Origin of the sequence: Azospirillum sp. TSH20, from assembly GCF_003115935.1 — a bacterium.
GTDB lineage: Bacteria > Pseudomonadota > Alphaproteobacteria > Azospirillales > Azospirillaceae > Azospirillum.
Window position 1 is genome coordinate 17,019 of sequence record NZ_LGQU01000138.1, and the last position, 15,711, is coordinate 32,729.

Consider the following 15,711-nt stretch of genomic DNA (forward strand, 5'->3'; position numbering starts at 1 on the left):
ATAAACGTAGAGAAGGCAGAACAGACGTTCGAAGAGCGCCTGAAGGCTGAAGCTTCCGCTTACCAAAAGAGAGCGGATGTCTTTCGTGAATTAGAGGTAAAATTTTTCAATACCACCAAAGAAGACCTTCTCCGCATCCTTGCAGACCTTCGGATTAAAGGCGTCTGGTAATTTATGAGCTGGACACATTGAAGCTGTTCTGAAGCGCCGTTAAGAAAACAAGGGGGATGTCTCTATTAGATAAAGAGAGAGCCTTCCCCTTTAATTTTACCAACTAAACTTAACAGGAAAACTATGGAACCTACCGATCTCCCGGCCGATGCGGCTGCGGACAATGCACTACTATGCCCTATGGACCATGAATGTGGTTCGCTTTCTACTATCACGATTGATTGTTTGAAGGAGTATTTCACTTCGGTGGGCCATAGCCCTAGCCGCTCTATGTGGGAGGCTCTTTCCGATCAGGCCAAGGCTATGGAGGCAATGGCGGCTGGTACGGCCCTTCCGTCCCTCTACCTGTCGTCCCTGGACCCAGGGGTAGGCAAGACCCAAACCCTCTACGCCTTTGTCCGCAACCTTGTCCGCTCCCCTGCCCATGCCGGTGTTGGGGTGCTGATCTGCCTTGGTCGGCTGGAAGAGGTCCGCAGCTTCGTACAGGGCATGAACGCTTTCGGGGTTCTGCCGCCTACCGCCGTTGCGGTCATGACCAGCGACCCCGCCTTGAACGCCCTTGGTCATCCGGTGCCCCAAGAGGCTCAGGTGTTGGTAACGACCCACCAGCGTTTGGAGCGAATGCGGGGCCGCCGGCTGTCCGATGCTTCCGCCTTCTTCTACCAGGGCAGGCCAAGGGCGGTTCGGGTGTGGGATGAGTCGTTCCTTCCTGCCCGTGCCGTGGTGCTGAACACCAACATCATTGCCGGCCTGCTGGAAACCCTGTCCACCATCAACCCGGACTTACGCGCCCGGATCATGGCGACGGTGAATGAGGTCGAGGGGCTACCCGACAACAGCACCTACACCGTTCCCGACTTCGCGGCGGAGTTCGGCATTGGGCTTCCGAAGGTGATGCGGGCAATGGGGCGGAGGGCACCCACAAGGCTGAAGGATGCAGCAGCCGATCTGTGGCACCTGTCGGGGCGAACAGTCAGCGTCCGATGCGGCAACCGGGACGGATGGGCCTTGGTGGATTACCGGGACAGCCTTCCGCCCGATATGGCCCCCATGCTCATTCTGGATGCGTCGGGGCGTGTCCGGGCCACCTATGACGACATGGAAGCCCGTGGCCTGCTGGCGAGGCTCCAATCGGCTGTGAAGCGGTACGACAACCTCACCGTCCATCTATGGGACAAAGGGGGTGGGAAATCCTCCTTCTCTAACCACGGAGACGAACTGTGCAAGGAGGTCGCCCGCATGGTCCTGACGAAGCCACAGGAACCTTGGTTGGTCATCGTCCACAATCCCGATCCGACCGGCGGCGATTATGAGCGGCTGATTCGCCAGCACCTACAGGCAGCCGACGTGGATGTAGCCTTCCTGACGTGGGGCAACCACATGGCAACCAACGCCTACGTGGATCGGCCGAACGTGATCCTTGCCGGAACGCTGTTCTACGGCACCGCACAGTATGAGGCCCTGAAGCGATCCGTTGCCGATCAGCGGGCATCTGACGCCTCTGTGAGCGCGGAGGCGCTGGCGCGGGTGAAGATGGGGGAGACGATGCACCATCTCCTACAGGCCCTCTGCCGGGCTTCCGTGCGTCGCTGTGTGGGTGACGGTTGCCCGCCCACCAACGCCTACGTCATCGGCGATAGCCGCCATGACTTTAAAGGGGCGCTAGCGGAAGCGTTCCCAGGTGCGAGGGTGAGGCCGTGGCGACCTGAGGGGCTGAAGTTGACTGGGTATGTCGCAAAGGCGATTGCCTACCTGACGGAAATGGCAAAAGTCGTTCAGGCAGGCGCCAAGGTGCGGTTCAAGGAGGTTGCGCAAGCAATTGGCATGAAGCCCGAGAATTTCAACAAGGATGTGCGGGAACATTCCGTTTTCAGTGAGGCTCTGGACGAACTCGGCATTGTCGAGGTCGGAGGCAAATTGCGAAAGACCTCCTTCCAATTTTGGCAATGTACTGGAGAGTAAACGTCTAATGGCAGGCAGCCTAGAGGTTCCTGCGTGGACACCTGAACTTTGCCGAAGAAATGCCGCCGTGACCAAGCGTACCGATGCCATTGCGAAGATGCTGAACCGCCTTACTGACCTTGGAAAGCCCATGCGGTCAGGGCCTTGCTGGTGTTTGCGGTACGGCTTTCCAACTGAATGAACTTCTCCGCACCCGCACCCCCTGCTTGATCTACGACCTTGTTGGCATGACCCATGGAGATGAAGCCCAAGCTCGCGAACTGGTATGGACGCTGAAAGCCGGCTTTGGTGCTGTGGATACCGATTGCACCGATAGCGCCGTGAGCATGGCTGCCAACGCCCTGACCAACCGTGACGCGCCCATAGCGCCCCAGGCCTCGGAGTTCATTCGGGGTGAGTTCCTTCGGATCGCCCAGGTAGCTGAAGGGCTGATGAAGTGGATCAAGGGGGAGACGAAGCCGGCAGGCTAATTCCCCCTTCACTTCCACCCTTTGCCGACTCTACCGCATTCCTACGGCCAGCCTGTGCCTTCCTGTTGATCCGGATGAGTGGGGGGCTGGCCGTATGTGCTTTTAGGCAAACCTAAGGGCGACACCGCAAGAAGCTGAATGAGCAGCTTCGGCAGAGTGATGCAGCATCTAGACTCATTCCTAAAACACCTATTTAAAAGAAAGAAACGAACATGAGTGACCTGATTAACGTAACAAAGATTGATGACGAACCGTACGTGCTGGATACCGACTTAGCGGAAGCATTGGGGATGGCCCGCCTCCGCGACATTCGCGCCAATGTAATTGAGCCGAACCGGGCGGAACTGGAAGGCTTCGGCAGTTTGCGTTCGGTGGACGCGAACCCCGGCCGCCTTGGTGGACGCCCTGGCAAGGCCTTTTACCTGAATGAAGAACAAGCCCTGTTGGTAGCGGTATTCTCCCGTACGGAGAGGGCAAAAGAGGTTCGGGCTGCGTTGGTGCGGGTGTTTGCAGCATACCGCCGTGGTGATCTGGGGCCGGCTTCAGTGGTCCCCCAGCTTCCCAACTTCGCCAATCCGGCGGAAGCGGCTCGGGCTTGGGCTGCGGAGTACGAACAGCGGCAGATTACGGAGCAACGCCTTGCTGAAGCCGTTCCCAAGGTAGAGTTCTACAACAACTATGCCGATGCCTCTGGCCTAACCAACACACGGACCCTTGCGAAAACCATCGGTCGCAAGGAACGTGAGCTTGTCAGTGAGCTTCTTGCCCACCACGTACTCCACCGCTCGAAGGGGGGAAGCGGCTGCCTGATGCCTAATGAGCGCTACCAGCGGCGCGGCTACTTTGAGGTGAAGACCACAACGGTAAATGACCGGGTGCAGTACCAGACTCTCTGGACGCCCAAAGGGGTTCAATGGGCTGCGAAGCAATGGGGAGCGGCGAAGCCAACAGCATCGGCGATGTAAGCGCACCCGAGCGCGTCGGAAGGGGTGTTTCCGGCCGACGCACACAGGGGGATGCAAGTTGCACCCGATTACAACCTACGCCACGGCGTCACAGCATGAAATCCATAGCGTTCGCCTCGTGGAGCGCGAGCATGTGGTGCGTGGGCTGCGCCCCTGTAGGAAGGGGCTCGTCATGATTCAGAAGGCAGTGGAGAAGCATTTCGACTTTTGCCCACGCGTCTTTGTCCGCAGCTATGCGTTTCACCGCAGTATATGGCTTATCTTTTTTTGCCTCGTAATCAAGATAGGCTGATTCAAAATTTGGGACGGAGGCAATCAGTCTAATTCTTGTTGGGTCAGGAGCGGCATTCACCTCCGTCATAATGTCAGTGTTTGCGGTCCACGCTGAGTTTTTCTGTTCCTTGCTCTCGCCGTCTTTGACAATCGTGATTGTTGGAGTATCCGCGTCATGGAGAACACTATACCTCGTGCCAAAATGGTTTAGTATCTTACACAGCGAAACAATCGTGAACTTACCCCTTGCTTTCACGACGTGCATATTCTTTAAGAGTTCACAAGGTATCGGACTTGCGTCGCCAAGCTTAATTAGCTCTGATGCCACATGGCGGAGCGCTGAATATTCTGTATCGCCCTCGACAACGATAATATTGCCGCCAAAGAACATCTCCCCTACATAGGGATCATAGATGTTCAATAGTTGGAGGTTCTCACGATCCGAAACACTCAGATTTGCAGTTGCCGGTTTAAATAGGGTCGTGCCCGAAATCGTCCCCGCTGCATTTCGCTCTACCCTGACAATGGTCTTGTTATCGCGCCCAAGGTCGATAAATGCAGGATGGTGCGTCGTGACCATCACCTGCCAACCGGCATTCTCAGCGAGGTCATAGAGGACACGGCAAGCCTCTCTAACTGCATTCGGGTGCAGACAGAGTTCCGGCTCGTCTATGAGCAAAAGGTGGGGACGCGCCTGTGCCTTCTCCCCGTTTTCGGAGACAATACGCAGAACAGACCACAGCAACGTTCTTCTGGCCCCACTGCCCTGCAATTCCAACGGGCTTCTGTATCCGTCTTTCCGTCCTACCAAAAGGCGGTTGCTAGAAAACAGTTTTATTTTCTCTGTTGCGGCCGGTACAGGTTCAAACGTGACTACATGTTCAGCAAAGATGCCCGCAACCATCTCCGTCAGTTTATTTTCGAATTCTTCGATATCCACGCGTGCATGTGAAACGACCCGCTCTTGAAATTCCCGGAGCCTCTGCGATAACTGCCTAAACTCACTCTCGCCGCTTCCGTCGCTTGTTTCGATGCTTAGTGCCCTTTCTTCGATCAACGCGAGCACGATACTGTTAATCTGCTTTGCTTGATCTTCGGGTGAATCAAATGCTTTGACTGCGTGGGGCTGTGGCCGACGTGAGTTAGCAACATTGGCGGCGCCCCAGGGGACGTTTTTATCGTCCCAGCCACCGCCATCCGGCAACTCCGTGTTCCACCCTTGCCGCTTACCCGGCCCAGGTGTCTCCCAAACCCACCGTTCGCGGACCACCTTCCTGCCGTCAATCTCGGTCACCCACTTTTTGGCTGGTGGATCACCAACAACTTCCGTTTCAATCTCAATGATTGGCAGGTTCTTTGGATCGATATTGCCATTCGGAAACTCATCAAGCGTAAGCTTGCCGGCGCTTGACCCCTCGGACATGGCTACTTCATAAGCTCGAAGTATAGAGCTTTTCCCTGCGTTATTAGGCCCGACAAGAACTACAATGGTATCAAGATCAATGGTGACTGGCGTTGCGCCGATTGCGCGGAAGTTCTGTACAGTCAGCTTCCGCATCTTTCCAACTTCGATCTGATCTACTGCGTCGGCATCTTTAATCTTAGCTGCGGCCATTCTCTGCCCCTTTTGAAGATGCCGGGCAGCTTAACGTATCGAAAGAGGCAGCAAAAGAGCGGAAGTTGACTGTGCTGCTGAATACTCGCGTATAACGGAGAGCGAAAGCCTATGCTGCAAGCCGTTCTGCTCTCACGTCCATGCTGGATGATCCTAAGGATGCGACGGTTTGTTCCAATAGGCCGTGCCCTAGCGAGTCGTCTCACGCCCACGCCTAAGCCGTCCCAATGAAATACCTCTTGCCATTTTGGGACGGTGGGGCGATAACGTCTAAGGGTTCATTGAGACACCAAGGACGGAACAGGCCATGTTGATCGGCTACGCTCGCACCAGCACCCTTGATCAGAAAGCCGGCATTGAGGCACAGGCCCGCGACCTTCAGGCGGCAGGGTGCGAGAGGCTGTTTCAGGAACAGGTGTCCTCTGTGGACGTGGCGAACCGGGAACAGCTTGCCATCGCCCTCGACTTCATCCGCGAAGGGGATGCCCTCGTAGTGACGAAGCTCGACCGCTTGGCCCGCTCCGTCGCCCACCTGATGACGATCCTCGACGCCCTGAAGGCCAAGGGCGCTTCCCTGCGCATCCTGAACATGGGCATCGACACCAGCACCCCCACGGGCAAGCTGATGCTGACCGTCCTTAGCGGCGTGGCAGAGTTTGAGCGGGACATCATGCTTGAACGCCAGCGGGAGGGTATCGCTAAGGCCAAGGCTGAGGGGAAGTATAAGGGCAGGAAGCCCACGGCACAGGCTAAGGCCGAAGACGTAATGGCTTTGAAGGCGCAGGGCGTGGGGGCCAGTGAGATAGCCAAGCGACTCGGGATCGGCCGTGCCAGCGTCTACCGCATCCTTGAAAGCGCGTAGCTAACGTTTTGAGAAGGGGCGAAATGCTCTAGAACACATGCCCCTTCACCGAACTTTACCAGTAAACTTTTAATGAACGACTCTCTGGAGAATGAACCTTAAAGGATTTTTCTGTCATAATATCCACCATAGCCGAACGCGCAGTTACATATCCGCAACTAAATAGCTCATAACACTGTGTCTTTTTCCCTTCTCTATAATAATGTCCTTCAACTGAATAATCTACCAATGCAGCATGTATACTGAATTCAACATCACCAGCTTTTTCAGTTTTGGCTGAAATTAGGTATTCCCAATCATTCGCGTCGCCATATCTATAGTGGTTTAGTATTTTTATCCTTGGCTCCATGTCAGAAGTAACGCCTACTTTCAGTGTTTTCTTTGAGGGAGAGCCTGCGAGATAAACATGGCCGTCTTTATAGCTTCTTTTTTGAAACGCGATATTCGCTGTGTCGCACTGGATGCAATTCCCGGCACGGGATCTTAAAGTATGTCCGCCCTTTTCACATGGGGATACACCAAATGCAAAATGCTTGTTGAGAGATTTCATTGCCTCCTTGTATTCAGAGCGCTTCATTCCTGTTGCATCGAATACCATGCTCAGCGGTATTTTTTGATCTAGAAGGAAGCGTCTTTGCTCATTAGTTAACTGACCCATGTTGTCCTCGTAGGCAATATATATACTACATAAGCTAGCAACTTTGATCTTACTTTGGAAGCCGGTTTCTACAGGAAGTTACGAGACTCCCAGCTACCCCCGGCCCTCTCAGAAACCTGACTTCAAAGAATGGGGTTAAAGGTCGGTTGTTTTGTTGGTGTTCCGACCGCCGATAACGCCGAGTTTTCCAAGATTTTTCCAAGGGACTTCCGCCCCCTTCGATCTTCGGTTCCCCAGAGGGGAGGGCCACTTCGTAAATCGGCCCCCACCAGGGGGAGGCGCGGTGCCCCGTTTCAGACCAAGGGCAGGATACCAACAGGGAACACAGCCTTCTCTATAGCGGCTTTCAAATTCACATACTCGCCCTTTGAGTAACCGCCAAACGTCAAGTCTCCGCGCTCGTGCCCAATAATAAGCTTTGCAGTCGATATGGGCACTTCACCAGCTTCTAAAGCTTCTGCAAGGTTCATCCGTGTAGAGTGGAATACGGTCTGCGGCGTATCTACGCCTAGCTTCCGCCTTTCCCTGGTAAACTTCTTCGACACGTTCCATGAACGCTTATTATCGGGACCGCCCGGTGTAATGTCTGGAAAGAGCCAACCGTCCGGGTTGCCCTTGGCCGTGGTCGCTTCCTTCTTCAGTGTCAACACCAGCGGCTCTATTGCGGAATGGACCGGGATCAAACGGATGGCATTCTCCGTCTTACCTTCGGTGATGGACAGCCACCAACTGCCTTCCTGTTCAAGCACGTCTTTCGCCTGAAGCGAACAGAGTTCATCCAAGCGGGCGCCCGTGAACAGGCCAAGCCGGAAAAGCGCATCCAACGGCCGACCCTTCAATCCAGTAAGAAGGGTGCAGATTTCGTCGGCGGAGTATGGCCGCCTCTTCTCTTCCTTGTTCCCGCGTTTGCCCTTCACCCGCAGAACCTGCCCTTGCCACGGGTTCACCTCAATAAACCCCTTCTGTTCCTGCCAACGCCACCACATAGACAGTGAAGATATGTGCCGGTTGATCGTCTTTGCCGCTATGTCGGGAAATGCTTCGCTCACATAGCTGCCCGCTAGGCGCTTGTTCACGTCCGACACCAATAGGACACGCTTTTTCGTCGCCCATTCAAGGAAGCGGTTCGTGTCCGAGTCATACTGCCGTGCCGTCTGCTTGGTGATGGTGCGGCTCGCTTCAGGAAGCCATAGGTCGCGAGTCTCGGACAGCAGTGGGGATTTGCTCGTGGCGATCCTGTAGAAGTCCTTGGCGGCCTCTGGCCCCTGGGTGGCTTCAATCTCTTCCGCCCGGCTTTCGATAGCGAGTTCCACGCCCTGTTGGGCGGTATGCTCGTGGTCGGCGTCCTTGGCAGTGGCATCGGAGTCTATCCACGCATTCCGCCAAATGAGGGCCGCGGCAACGGCGCTACCGTCTTCGCCCTTACCGATAGCGTCTAGCTCCGCCTTGATCTGGGCAACCGCTACATGCCGCAGGCGTTGGGCTTCTGCCAAATCCCGCGTCTTCAGGGTTCGCACGATATGAGTGTTCCCTACGGCCTTCCGAAGCCGTGGAGGCACTGTTACCCGGACATACCAAGTCTGCCGACGCTGCACCAAATATCGCGTATCCAACACCCACTCCCAAGCCGATAGGGCACACGTATGGGGTACACGTTGGACCTTAAGAAGCTATGAATATCAATGCTTCCATAGGCTTATAGGGCGTTTGGTGGAAGGTCCCATCCCCTCCGCCATCTTGCTTGGCAGGCGCCAAGCCTTTGAATTTCCCAAATAGTTGAAGCGTTTGAAATGCCCGGTGGGGCATGGTCCATTGGTGCGCCGATGGAAGTTTGTTGTTTGGCGCTCCGGTCAAGCCAGCGCGTAATTTTCCCATATTTTGAGAGCCCGCAATTCAGTTCCGGCTGAAGATCCACGCCGCCGCCCGCTGGCTGCTGCGCCGGACGCCGGGAATAGGCGCTCTGTCCGAAACATTGGCAATCGCCGGCTGTCGTCGGCCCTGGGTTGTTCCCATCCGGGTGGTTGGCTGCCGTCGGACCGTGGTATCCACGAGGCATCGTCAAACCGATGGCAGATCGCGGGGCTTTCAATGCCGTTTCCTTTCCAGGCGCTCGTCTTCGATCTCGACGGAACGCTGATCGACAGCGCGCCCGACATGACGCGCGTGCTGAACCGCACCCTGGCCGAGTTCGGCCGCCCGGCCCTGACCGAGGCGCAGGTGCGGACGATGGTCGGCGACGGGTCGGCGATGCTGGTGCGCCAGGCTTTCGCCGCGACGGGCGCGCCGCTGGGGGACGAGGCGGTGCAGCCGGTGCTGCGCCATTATCTCGATACCTATTACGACGACGCTGAGCCGCCGGTGCTCTATGACGACGTCATTGAAACGCTGGCGGCGCTGGCCGGACGGGGGGTGCGGCTGGGGCTGTGCACCAACAAGCCGGAGCGGATCACCCGGAAACTGCTGGGTGTGCTGGGGATGGAGGGGCTGTTCGGCGCCGTGGCCGGCGGGGACACGCTGGCGGTGAAGAAGCCGGACGGGCGCCATCTGACCTGGGTTCTGGAGCGGCTGGACGTGTTGATGCCTGCGGGGACGGCGCCTGCGCGGGCGGCGATGGTCGGCGACAACGCCAACGACGTGAAGGCGGCGCGGTCGGCCGGCGTGCCGGTGGTCGCCATGAGCTACGGCTATCCCCGCATGCCGGTGGAGGAACTGGGCGCCGACCTGATTCTGGACCGCTTCGCCGATCTGCCGGACGGGCTGCTCCGGCTGGCCTCCGCCGATTGAGCGCCACCGATCGGGCAGAGGCCGGTACCGGACGCGGTACGGACGGTCGCATACACTGATACTATCCCTTTGGACAGCAGCGGTATCCCTCAGGACCCGCGTGCCGGCTCGGTAAAGCCCCTAAGCTGTTAGGGTCGATCCGGTTCCGCCGGGCGACAGGACGTCGATCCGGGGGAGGACGCGCCATGATGCAGGATGATGCCCTGATGGTCGGTCCGCTGACCTTCATCGCCACCATCCTGCTGCTGACGCTGGCCGCAACCGGCAGGCACAACAAGCAATCAAGAACCTGCCGGTTGCGGGCCGGGCGGCGGCGCGACATGCCGCCGCCCGGCCGGCGTCACGGCGGTGGCCGATGGGAAGGAACTCCACCATGGTTTCTCGCATGGCTCGGATCGTTCATATGGGCAAACTGGGCGGCTATGCGGCGCTGCTGGACGGCACGCTGCTGGAACTCGACAGCCGCATCCTTTGGCCGTCGGTTCCGGCGCTGACGGAGGCCCTGCGGCGGGCCGGCATCACGCCGTCCGACATGATCCTGGACACCCGGTCTCCCGCCGGTGTCCGGCCGGCCGGCGCGGTCAGCGCGCCGGCTGCGGCATCGCACCGGCCCGGCGGTCTGCCGCTGGCGGCGTGACGCCGGTCAGGTGGACCACCACGCTGCCGAAATCACTGTCCGTCTCCAGCCGCACCGGAAGGGGCGGATAGCCGGCGGCGACCGGGGCCAGCCACAGATCGACCGGGGGCCGGTCCGCCGGATCGTTGCGCTGCCAGAATCGGCCGGCCGGTGATGACCGGGCATAGCCGGCCACCGGCTTGTAGGTCACCCGGCATTGCTGGGCCACGCCGGCGAAGACCGAGTAGCGCGACGGGTCGACGATGCGCCGACCCACCTCGCTGAACAGCATGTCATAGCGGCGGCGGCCGTCGAACACCGGCAGCGACCGGTCGCAGCTTTCTCGCGCCCCCACCGCGAACAGCAGGTCCAGCACGGCGCTCAGCGGGTCCAGAGTGCCGCGCTGCAGCGCCGGCGGCACCGGTTCGCGGTCGTCCTTCTCCGGCGGCGGCGAGACGCTGACGGCGACATCGCCCTGCGGCCCGTAGGTCAGGGTGACATTGCGCGGTTCGCCGCGAAGCTGGCTGGTCTGGCGGTGGCTGGCCGGCCGCAGGTCGTCGCCGCGGACATAGCCGTCGGTCAGCGAATCCGTGCGCCAGCTGAACAGGCGGCCGATGGTACCGCCGGTCACCGCCGACACCTCGACCCGGTAGCGGTCGCCGGTCACGTCCAGCATCGCTTCGACGTCCAGCGCGGTGACGCCGCCGACGAAGACACGGTAGGTCGCCTTAACCGGCTGCGCCGACGCCATGGCGGTGGCGAGGGGAAGCAGGGGAAGGGACAGGCCGGCCGCCATCAGGGCTGCCCGGACAGGATTGGGAAGGCGGCGGGGGTTGGGCTGGGGCACGGTCCGGGGCTCCTGCGGTCGGCTGATCTTTTTTAAGATGGGGATGAATCTGGTGCTTGACACCCGGTGGGGAAGGCCGTAGAAACCCGCCCACCGCAGCGGCGGGGCCGACGAAAAACGGCCGCGACGCAAAAGAGTTTCAAGGTTCGGGCGCGTAGCTCAGCGGGAGAGCATTCGCTTCACACGCGAAGGGTCACAGGTTCAATCCCTGTCGCGCCCACCATCACAAAAAGGCTTCGGACGACAGTCCGGAGCCTTTTTGCTTTCCGGCACCGGCAGTTGTGTGCCGCGCGAAACATGCATTATGCATTGCTTATATGATTGGCGAATCCGCGGTCGATTGACGCAGATCAGCCCTCTTCGCGCTGCAATGCGGTATTAGGGGGGCCATCCCTGTCACCCGCTTCGGAAAGCCAATCAGATGGACGACACCCGTATCGCTTTGCTCTCCCTCGGCCTGCTGGTCGCTGTGCTCGCCGTCATCATCGGTTCGGTTGTCTTCGTTCCGTCCTTCACCGCCCTGCTGGCCACGCTGCTGGCCTGGGCGAACCTGGCCTATCTGGTCGGCATCACGATTAAGCGCTGATCCATTCCGCGGCGGGGCGCAACCTTCCCCGCCGCGGATGCCGAACCTTCAGGGTCCGGCAACAGTCTGTCCTGCGGAAAGCTTTTCTGGACAGGAACGGTCCGTCGGGTTATCCAGCGCCCGGTTTCGCTGCGCTCCCGATATCGCTGTGCCCCCGATCTTGCTGTGCCAAGGACCGACGCCATGACGCCGACCACTGCCCAGACCTCCAGTCCGCTGCCGATCCTGAGGACGGTGGAGGACCTGAGAGCCCAGGTCGCGGCCTGGCGGCGAGAAGGGCTGACCGTCGCGCTGGTGCCGACCATGGGGGCGCTGCATGACGGCCATCTGGGCCTGGTGCGGCGCGGTCGCGAACTGGCCGACCGGGTGGTCGCCAGCGTCTTCGTCAACCCGACCCAGTTCGCCCCGCACGAGGATTTCGACCGCTACCCGCGCGACGAGAGCGGCGACTCCGCCAAGCTGGCCTCGGCCGGCTGCCACGCGCTCTATGCGCCGACCGTGCGCGCCATGTATCCGGAGGGCTTCGCCACCGCCATTTCGGTCGGCGGTCCGGCGGAGGGGCTGTGCGGCGCCTTCCGGCCGCAGATGTTCGGCGGCGTGGCGCTGGTGGTGACCAAGCTGTTCCTGCAGGCGCTGCCCGACGTCGCGGTGTTCGGCGAGAAGGATTACCAGCAGCTGATGGTGATCCGCCGCTTCACCCGCGACCTCGACATTCCCGTGCGGGTCGAAGGGCTGCCGACGGTGCGCGAGGCCGATGGGCTCGCCATGTCGTCGCGCAACGCCTATCTCAGCGCCGACGAGCGCGCCCGCGCGCCGGAGCTGTACCGGGCGCTGACCGCGGCGGCCGAAGCGCTGGCGCGGGGGGCGGAGCCCGACGGCGCCCTGACCGGCATCCGCGGCCGCATCGCCGAGGCGGGGTTCGGCGCCATCGACTATGTCGAACTGCGCGATGCCGAAACGCTGGAGCCGGTGACCGCCGTCACCCGTCCGGCCCGCCTGCTGGCCGCCGCCTGGATGGGGAAGGCCCGCCTGATCGACAATGTGCCGGTGATTCCTGCCGGTTGACATACCGGGGAATGAGGACGGCCTGCCCAATGGGGCATCCAATGGCATTTGACCGGAATTTGTTGCGCGCCTAACATGAATTTCCTCGGGCATGGTCCCGATGGGAATTGGACCCCCGTGTTGGGGGCGGAAAGGCGATCTTGCGGCTCGTTCGTCGCAACCGGCAGGGGGAAACGGTTTCCCTGATGCCGCTCGTTCTGACCGGCCTCCTGCTGACGCTGGCGGCGCTGGGTGCGGGCGGCGCCATGATCGCCGGCCGCAACCGGGCTCCGGCCCCGCAGGCGCAGACAGGTCCCGACAAGAAATACGCCGCCCTGCCGATGATGACCTTCAGCCTTGGCGGCGGCGATGCCCGGATGGTGGACGTGAAGGTCCTGCTGGAGATCGATCCGTCGGTGGACGGCAAGGTCGCCGACCCCTATGTCCCCCGCATCACCGACCGCCTGTCCGACCGGATGCGCCAGATCGACCCCCAGCAGCTGACCGGCGCCGACGGGGCGAAGCTGATGAAGAGCACCATCGCCGGCGTGCTCGACCGCGAACTGCGCGGCGTGCGGGTGAAGGAAATCCTGCTGGACCGTATGGTGGTCCGGTAGGGCCGGAGACGCTCCGGCCCCGACGGACGGCATCCGGGGGCCGGCATTGCCGCGAGCGCTGGGACGAGGTCAGTCGGCCAGCCGGGTGGTCAGGCGCGGGGCGGCGCTGCTGGCCGCGGCGACATAGCGGGCGCGCAGCGGCTTCAGGACGAACAAGGCGAGGAAGGCGGCCAGCGCATTGACGATGGCGACGCTGTAGAAGACCGTCTGCCAGCTGCCGGTCGCCTCCACCATCAAATTGCCGACGGGGACCATCAGGGCGGCCACGCCCTTGGCGGTGTAGAGCATGCCGGCGTTCGTCGCGGCGAAGCGCGAGCCGAAGGTGTCGGCGCAGCAGGCCGGGAACAGGCTGAAGATCTCGCCCCAGGCGAAGAACACCAGACCGGTCAGGATGACGAAGGCCACCGGGTCGGCACCATTGGCGCTGAGCGCCATCACCCCGACCGCTTCAATGGTGAAGGCGATGAACATGGTGTTCTCGCGGCCGATATGGTCGGAGACCCAGCCGAAGAAGGGCCGCGTGATGCCGTTCATCACCCGGTCAATCGACAGGGCGAAGGTCAGCGCCGGCAGGGTCAATCCCAGGATGCTGACCGGCGCGTCGACCAGACCCATGTCGGCGGCGATGGGGCCGAGCTGGGCCGTCACCATCAGGCCGCCGGCGGCGACCATGGTGAACATGCCGTACATGATCCAGAAGACGGGGGTGTGCAGCATCTCCTGCGGGGCATAGTGGCGGCGCTGCGGGGCGGCCGTGCCGCGGCTCTGGCCATATCCCATCTTCGGCGGGTCGGTCATGAAGCAGGCCAGCACCAGGATCACCAACCCCTGGCCCAGCCCGAAGGTCATGAAGGTGGTCTCGAAGCCGGAGGACTCGATCATGGTGGCAATCGGCACGACCGTCAGGGCGGAGCCGGCGCCGAAGCCGGCGGCGGTCAGGCCGGCCGCCAGCCCGCGGCGGTCGGGAAACCATTTCAGCGCGTTGCCGACGCAGGTGCCATAGACGCCGCCGGCGCCGATGCCGCCGATCACCGCTGCCAGATAGAGAAGCGCCAGCGAATCCGCCACCGCGTTCAGCGCCCAGGACAGGGCGCACAGCGCGCCGCCCACCAGCACGACGATGCGCGGACCGAATTTGTCGACGAACCAGCCCTCCACCGGCACCAGCCAGGTTTCGGTGACGATGAAGATGGTAAAGGCCACCTGGATCGCGGTGCGACCCCAGCCATGCTTGTCGTCGATCGGCTCGACGAACAGGGTCCAGCCATATTGCAGATTGGCGATCATCGACATGCAGACGATGCCGATGGCAAGCTGCATCCAGCGCCCGCCCCAGGGTGCGACCTGGGCCGTTTTGCCGTGCGTCTCACGCACCATGTCCTTCCTCCCCAATGCACCCGACATGTTCTGTTCGGCGTCTCTTGTTCGGCATCTTCTGTTCGGATGTCCGGACCTGTATTTTCGACCCTGTTCTTGGTTTCTGGTTTCCGGTCCGGGAAAACGGCTGTGGGATGGAACCTTCCACCACCAACTTGCGGTTGCTGGCATGCCAAATGCCCCATGCCCGCCCTCACGATCATCAGTTTGACTGACTATGTCAATACGAACCATTTGCCGACGCAGTGACATGCATGCGAATTGTCCATGTGAATCCGTTGCAATTCCACGATCCGGAAAAAGCGGGGTCTCACGGCTGGTCGAAAGCGCTACGCCGTTGCGGTAATGCTCGGCCGAACAGGAGGAATCCGTCCTATGCCGTTGCCTGATCCGCCGCTGCTGGTCATCACCGACCGCCGCCTGGCCGAGCATCCGTTGCCGCAGGTGGCGGAGCGCCTGTTCGCGTGCGGCGTGCGCTGGCTGTCGTTGCGTGACAAGGACCTGCCCGATGCCGAACGGGTGGAACTGGCTCGCGCGCTGATGGTGCGTGCCCGTCGGTGGGGGGCCTGCGTCACCCTGCATGGCGACCCGGCGCTGGCGGCGGCGGCCGGGGTGGATGGGGTGCATCTGCCCTCCGGCGGCGATCCGGCGGCGGCGCGTGCGTTGCTGGGGCCGGGGGCGCTGATTGGGCTGTCGCGCCACGACTCGGACGGCGCCGAGGCGATGGAGCAGGGCGGGGGGCAGGTTGATTACGTGACCCTGTCGCCGATCTTCCCATCCGCCAGCAAACCCGGCTACGGCCCCTGCCTGGGTGCGGCGGGACTGCGGCAGTGGGTGAGCCGGGGCGTGCCGGTGATCGGGCTG

The 15,711-nt window shown here is 60.8% G+C and carries 15 protein-coding genes and 1 tRNA gene; 11 read left to right on the forward strand and 5 right to left on the reverse strand.

The window, feature by feature from the left end:
- Positions 1–396 precede the first annotated feature (396 nt).
- The 3 genes from TSH20_RS30650 to TSH20_RS30660 all read left to right on the forward strand — a co-directional run bounded on the left by TSH20_RS30650 (position 397) and on the right by TSH20_RS30660 (position 3,568).
- On the forward strand, positions 397–2,133 hold the full coding sequence (locus tag TSH20_RS30650; RefSeq protein WP_146207503.1) for a hypothetical protein: 1,737 nt from the start codon (positions 397–399) through the stop codon (positions 2,131–2,133).
- Positions 2,134–2,339: 206 nt separating this feature from the next.
- Positions 2,340–2,603, forward strand: a complete 264-nt coding sequence (locus tag TSH20_RS30655; protein ID WP_109156465.1) for a hypothetical protein — start codon at positions 2,340–2,342, stop codon at positions 2,601–2,603.
- Between the two features lie 212 nt (positions 2,604–2,815).
- On the forward strand, positions 2,816–3,568 hold the full coding sequence (locus TSH20_RS30660; RefSeq protein WP_109156466.1) for a phage antirepressor KilAC domain-containing protein: 753 nt from the start codon (positions 2,816–2,818) through the stop codon (positions 3,566–3,568).
- Positions 3,569–3,656: 88 nt separating this feature from the next.
- On the opposite strand, the gene TSH20_RS30665 is transcribed toward TSH20_RS30660, so the two are convergent.
- Entirely contained in the window at positions 3,657–5,456 is a 1,800-nt protein-coding gene (locus TSH20_RS30665; protein WP_109156467.1) for an AAA family ATPase, read from the reverse strand.
- Between the two features lie 307 nt (positions 5,457–5,763).
- On the opposite strand from TSH20_RS30665, the gene TSH20_RS30670 reads away from it, so the two are divergent.
- Positions 5,764–6,318: a recombinase family protein gene (locus TSH20_RS30670; protein WP_109156468.1), complete on the forward strand. Its 555-nt coding sequence runs from the start codon at positions 5,764–5,766 to the stop codon at positions 6,316–6,318.
- Between the two features lie 55 nt (positions 6,319–6,373).
- Here the strand turns inward: TSH20_RS30670 and TSH20_RS30675 are convergent, their stop codons facing one another.
- Both TSH20_RS30675 and TSH20_RS30680 read right to left on the reverse strand, forming a co-directional pair.
- Entirely contained in the window at positions 6,374–6,976 is a 603-nt protein-coding gene (locus TSH20_RS30675; protein WP_109156469.1) for a GIY-YIG nuclease family protein, read from the reverse strand.
- Positions 6,977–7,269: 293 nt separating this feature from the next.
- Positions 7,270–8,592: a DUF6538 domain-containing protein gene (locus TSH20_RS30680; protein ID WP_348770467.1), complete on the reverse strand. Its 1,323-nt coding sequence runs from the start codon at positions 8,590–8,592 to the stop codon at positions 7,270–7,272.
- Between the two features lie 472 nt (positions 8,593–9,064).
- Here TSH20_RS30680 and TSH20_RS30685 point away from each other — a divergent pair, with 472 nt between their 5' ends.
- Together TSH20_RS30685 and TSH20_RS30690 are read left to right on the forward strand one after the other, a co-directional pair.
- Entirely contained in the window at positions 9,065–9,760 is a 696-nt protein-coding gene (locus TSH20_RS30685) for an HAD family hydrolase (protein WP_109156471.1), read from the forward strand.
- 385 nt (positions 9,761–10,145) lie between these two features.
- Positions 10,146–10,397 (forward strand): hypothetical protein, encoded by a 252-nt coding sequence (locus TSH20_RS30690; RefSeq protein ID WP_199232011.1) that lies wholly within the window; start codon positions 10,146–10,148, stop codon positions 10,395–10,397.
- Here the strand turns inward: TSH20_RS30690 and TSH20_RS30695 are convergent.
- A complete protein-coding gene (locus tag TSH20_RS30695; protein WP_109156472.1) occupies positions 10,342–11,223 on the reverse strand; it encodes a DUF3108 domain-containing protein in 882 nt (293 codons plus the stop codon). The genes TSH20_RS30690 and TSH20_RS30695 overlap by 56 nt on opposite strands.
- Positions 11,224–11,371: 148 nt before the next feature.
- On the opposite strand from TSH20_RS30695, the gene TSH20_RS30700 reads away from it, so the two are divergent.
- From TSH20_RS30700 to TSH20_RS30715, 4 genes are all read left to right on the forward strand, one after another.
- A tRNA-Val gene (locus tag TSH20_RS30700) sits at positions 11,372–11,446 on the forward strand.
- Between the two features lie 198 nt (positions 11,447–11,644).
- Positions 11,645–11,809 carry a sugar tyrosine-protein kinase gene (locus TSH20_RS30705; protein ID WP_085084036.1) on the forward strand — a complete coding sequence of 55 codons (165 nt, stop codon included), beginning with the start codon at positions 11,645–11,647 and terminating at the stop codon, positions 11,807–11,809.
- Between the two features lie 183 nt (positions 11,810–11,992).
- Entirely contained in the window at positions 11,993–12,874 is an 882-nt protein-coding gene (gene panC / locus TSH20_RS30710) for a pantoate--beta-alanine ligase (RefSeq protein WP_109156473.1), read from the forward strand.
- 185 nt (positions 12,875–13,059) lie between these two features.
- On the forward strand, positions 13,060–13,470 hold the full coding sequence (locus TSH20_RS30715; RefSeq protein WP_109156474.1) for a flagellar basal body-associated FliL family protein: 411 nt from the start codon (positions 13,060–13,062) through the stop codon (positions 13,468–13,470).
- 69 nt (positions 13,471–13,539) lie between these two features.
- Here TSH20_RS30715 and oxlT read toward each other — a convergent pair whose 3' ends face one another.
- A complete protein-coding gene (gene oxlT, locus TSH20_RS30720) occupies positions 13,540–14,847 on the reverse strand; it encodes an oxalate/formate MFS antiporter (RefSeq protein ID WP_109156475.1) in 1,308 nt (435 codons plus the stop codon).
- A 375-nt stretch (positions 14,848–15,222) separates the two neighbouring features.
- Here oxlT and TSH20_RS30725 point away from each other — a divergent pair.
- Positions 15,223–15,711: thiamine phosphate synthase (locus TSH20_RS30725; RefSeq protein ID WP_109493012.1), on the forward strand; the 489-nt coding region annotated here is incomplete at its 3' end.

What these genes read in the sequence shown, in the direction of transcription:
- TSH20_RS30685 (WP_109156471.1), top strand. Translation starts at nt 9,065, where the DNA reads ATGCCGTTTCCTTTCCAGGCGCTCGTCTTCGATCTCGACGGAACGCTG.
- TSH20_RS30670 (WP_109156468.1), top strand. Translation starts at nt 5,764, where the DNA reads ATGTTGATCGGCTACGCTCGCACCAGCACCCTTGATCAGAAAGCCGGC.
- TSH20_RS30705 (WP_085084036.1), top strand. Translation starts at nt 11,645, where the DNA reads ATGGACGACACCCGTATCGCTTTGCTCTCCCTCGGCCTGCTGGTCGCT.
- oxlT (WP_109156475.1), bottom strand. Translation starts at nt 14,847, where the DNA reads ATGGTGCGTGAGACGCACGGCAAAACGGCCCAGGTCGCACCCTGGGGC.
- TSH20_RS30675 (WP_109156469.1), bottom strand. Translation starts at nt 6,976, where the DNA reads ATGGGTCAGTTAACTAATGAGCAAAGACGCTTCCTTCTAGATCAAAAA.
- TSH20_RS30665 (WP_109156467.1), bottom strand. Translation starts at nt 5,456, where the DNA reads ATGGCCGCAGCTAAGATTAAAGATGCCGACGCAGTAGATCAGATCGAA.
- TSH20_RS30690 (WP_199232011.1), top strand. Translation starts at nt 10,146, where the DNA reads ATGGCTCGGATCGTTCATATGGGCAAACTGGGCGGCTATGCGGCGCTG.
- TSH20_RS30660 (WP_109156466.1), top strand. Translation starts at nt 2,816, where the DNA reads ATGAGTGACCTGATTAACGTAACAAAGATTGATGACGAACCGTACGTG.
- TSH20_RS30715 (WP_109156474.1), top strand. Translation starts at nt 13,060, where the DNA reads ATGCCGCTCGTTCTGACCGGCCTCCTGCTGACGCTGGCGGCGCTGGGT.
- panC (WP_109156473.1), top strand. Translation starts at nt 11,993, where the DNA reads ATGACGCCGACCACTGCCCAGACCTCCAGTCCGCTGCCGATCCTGAGG.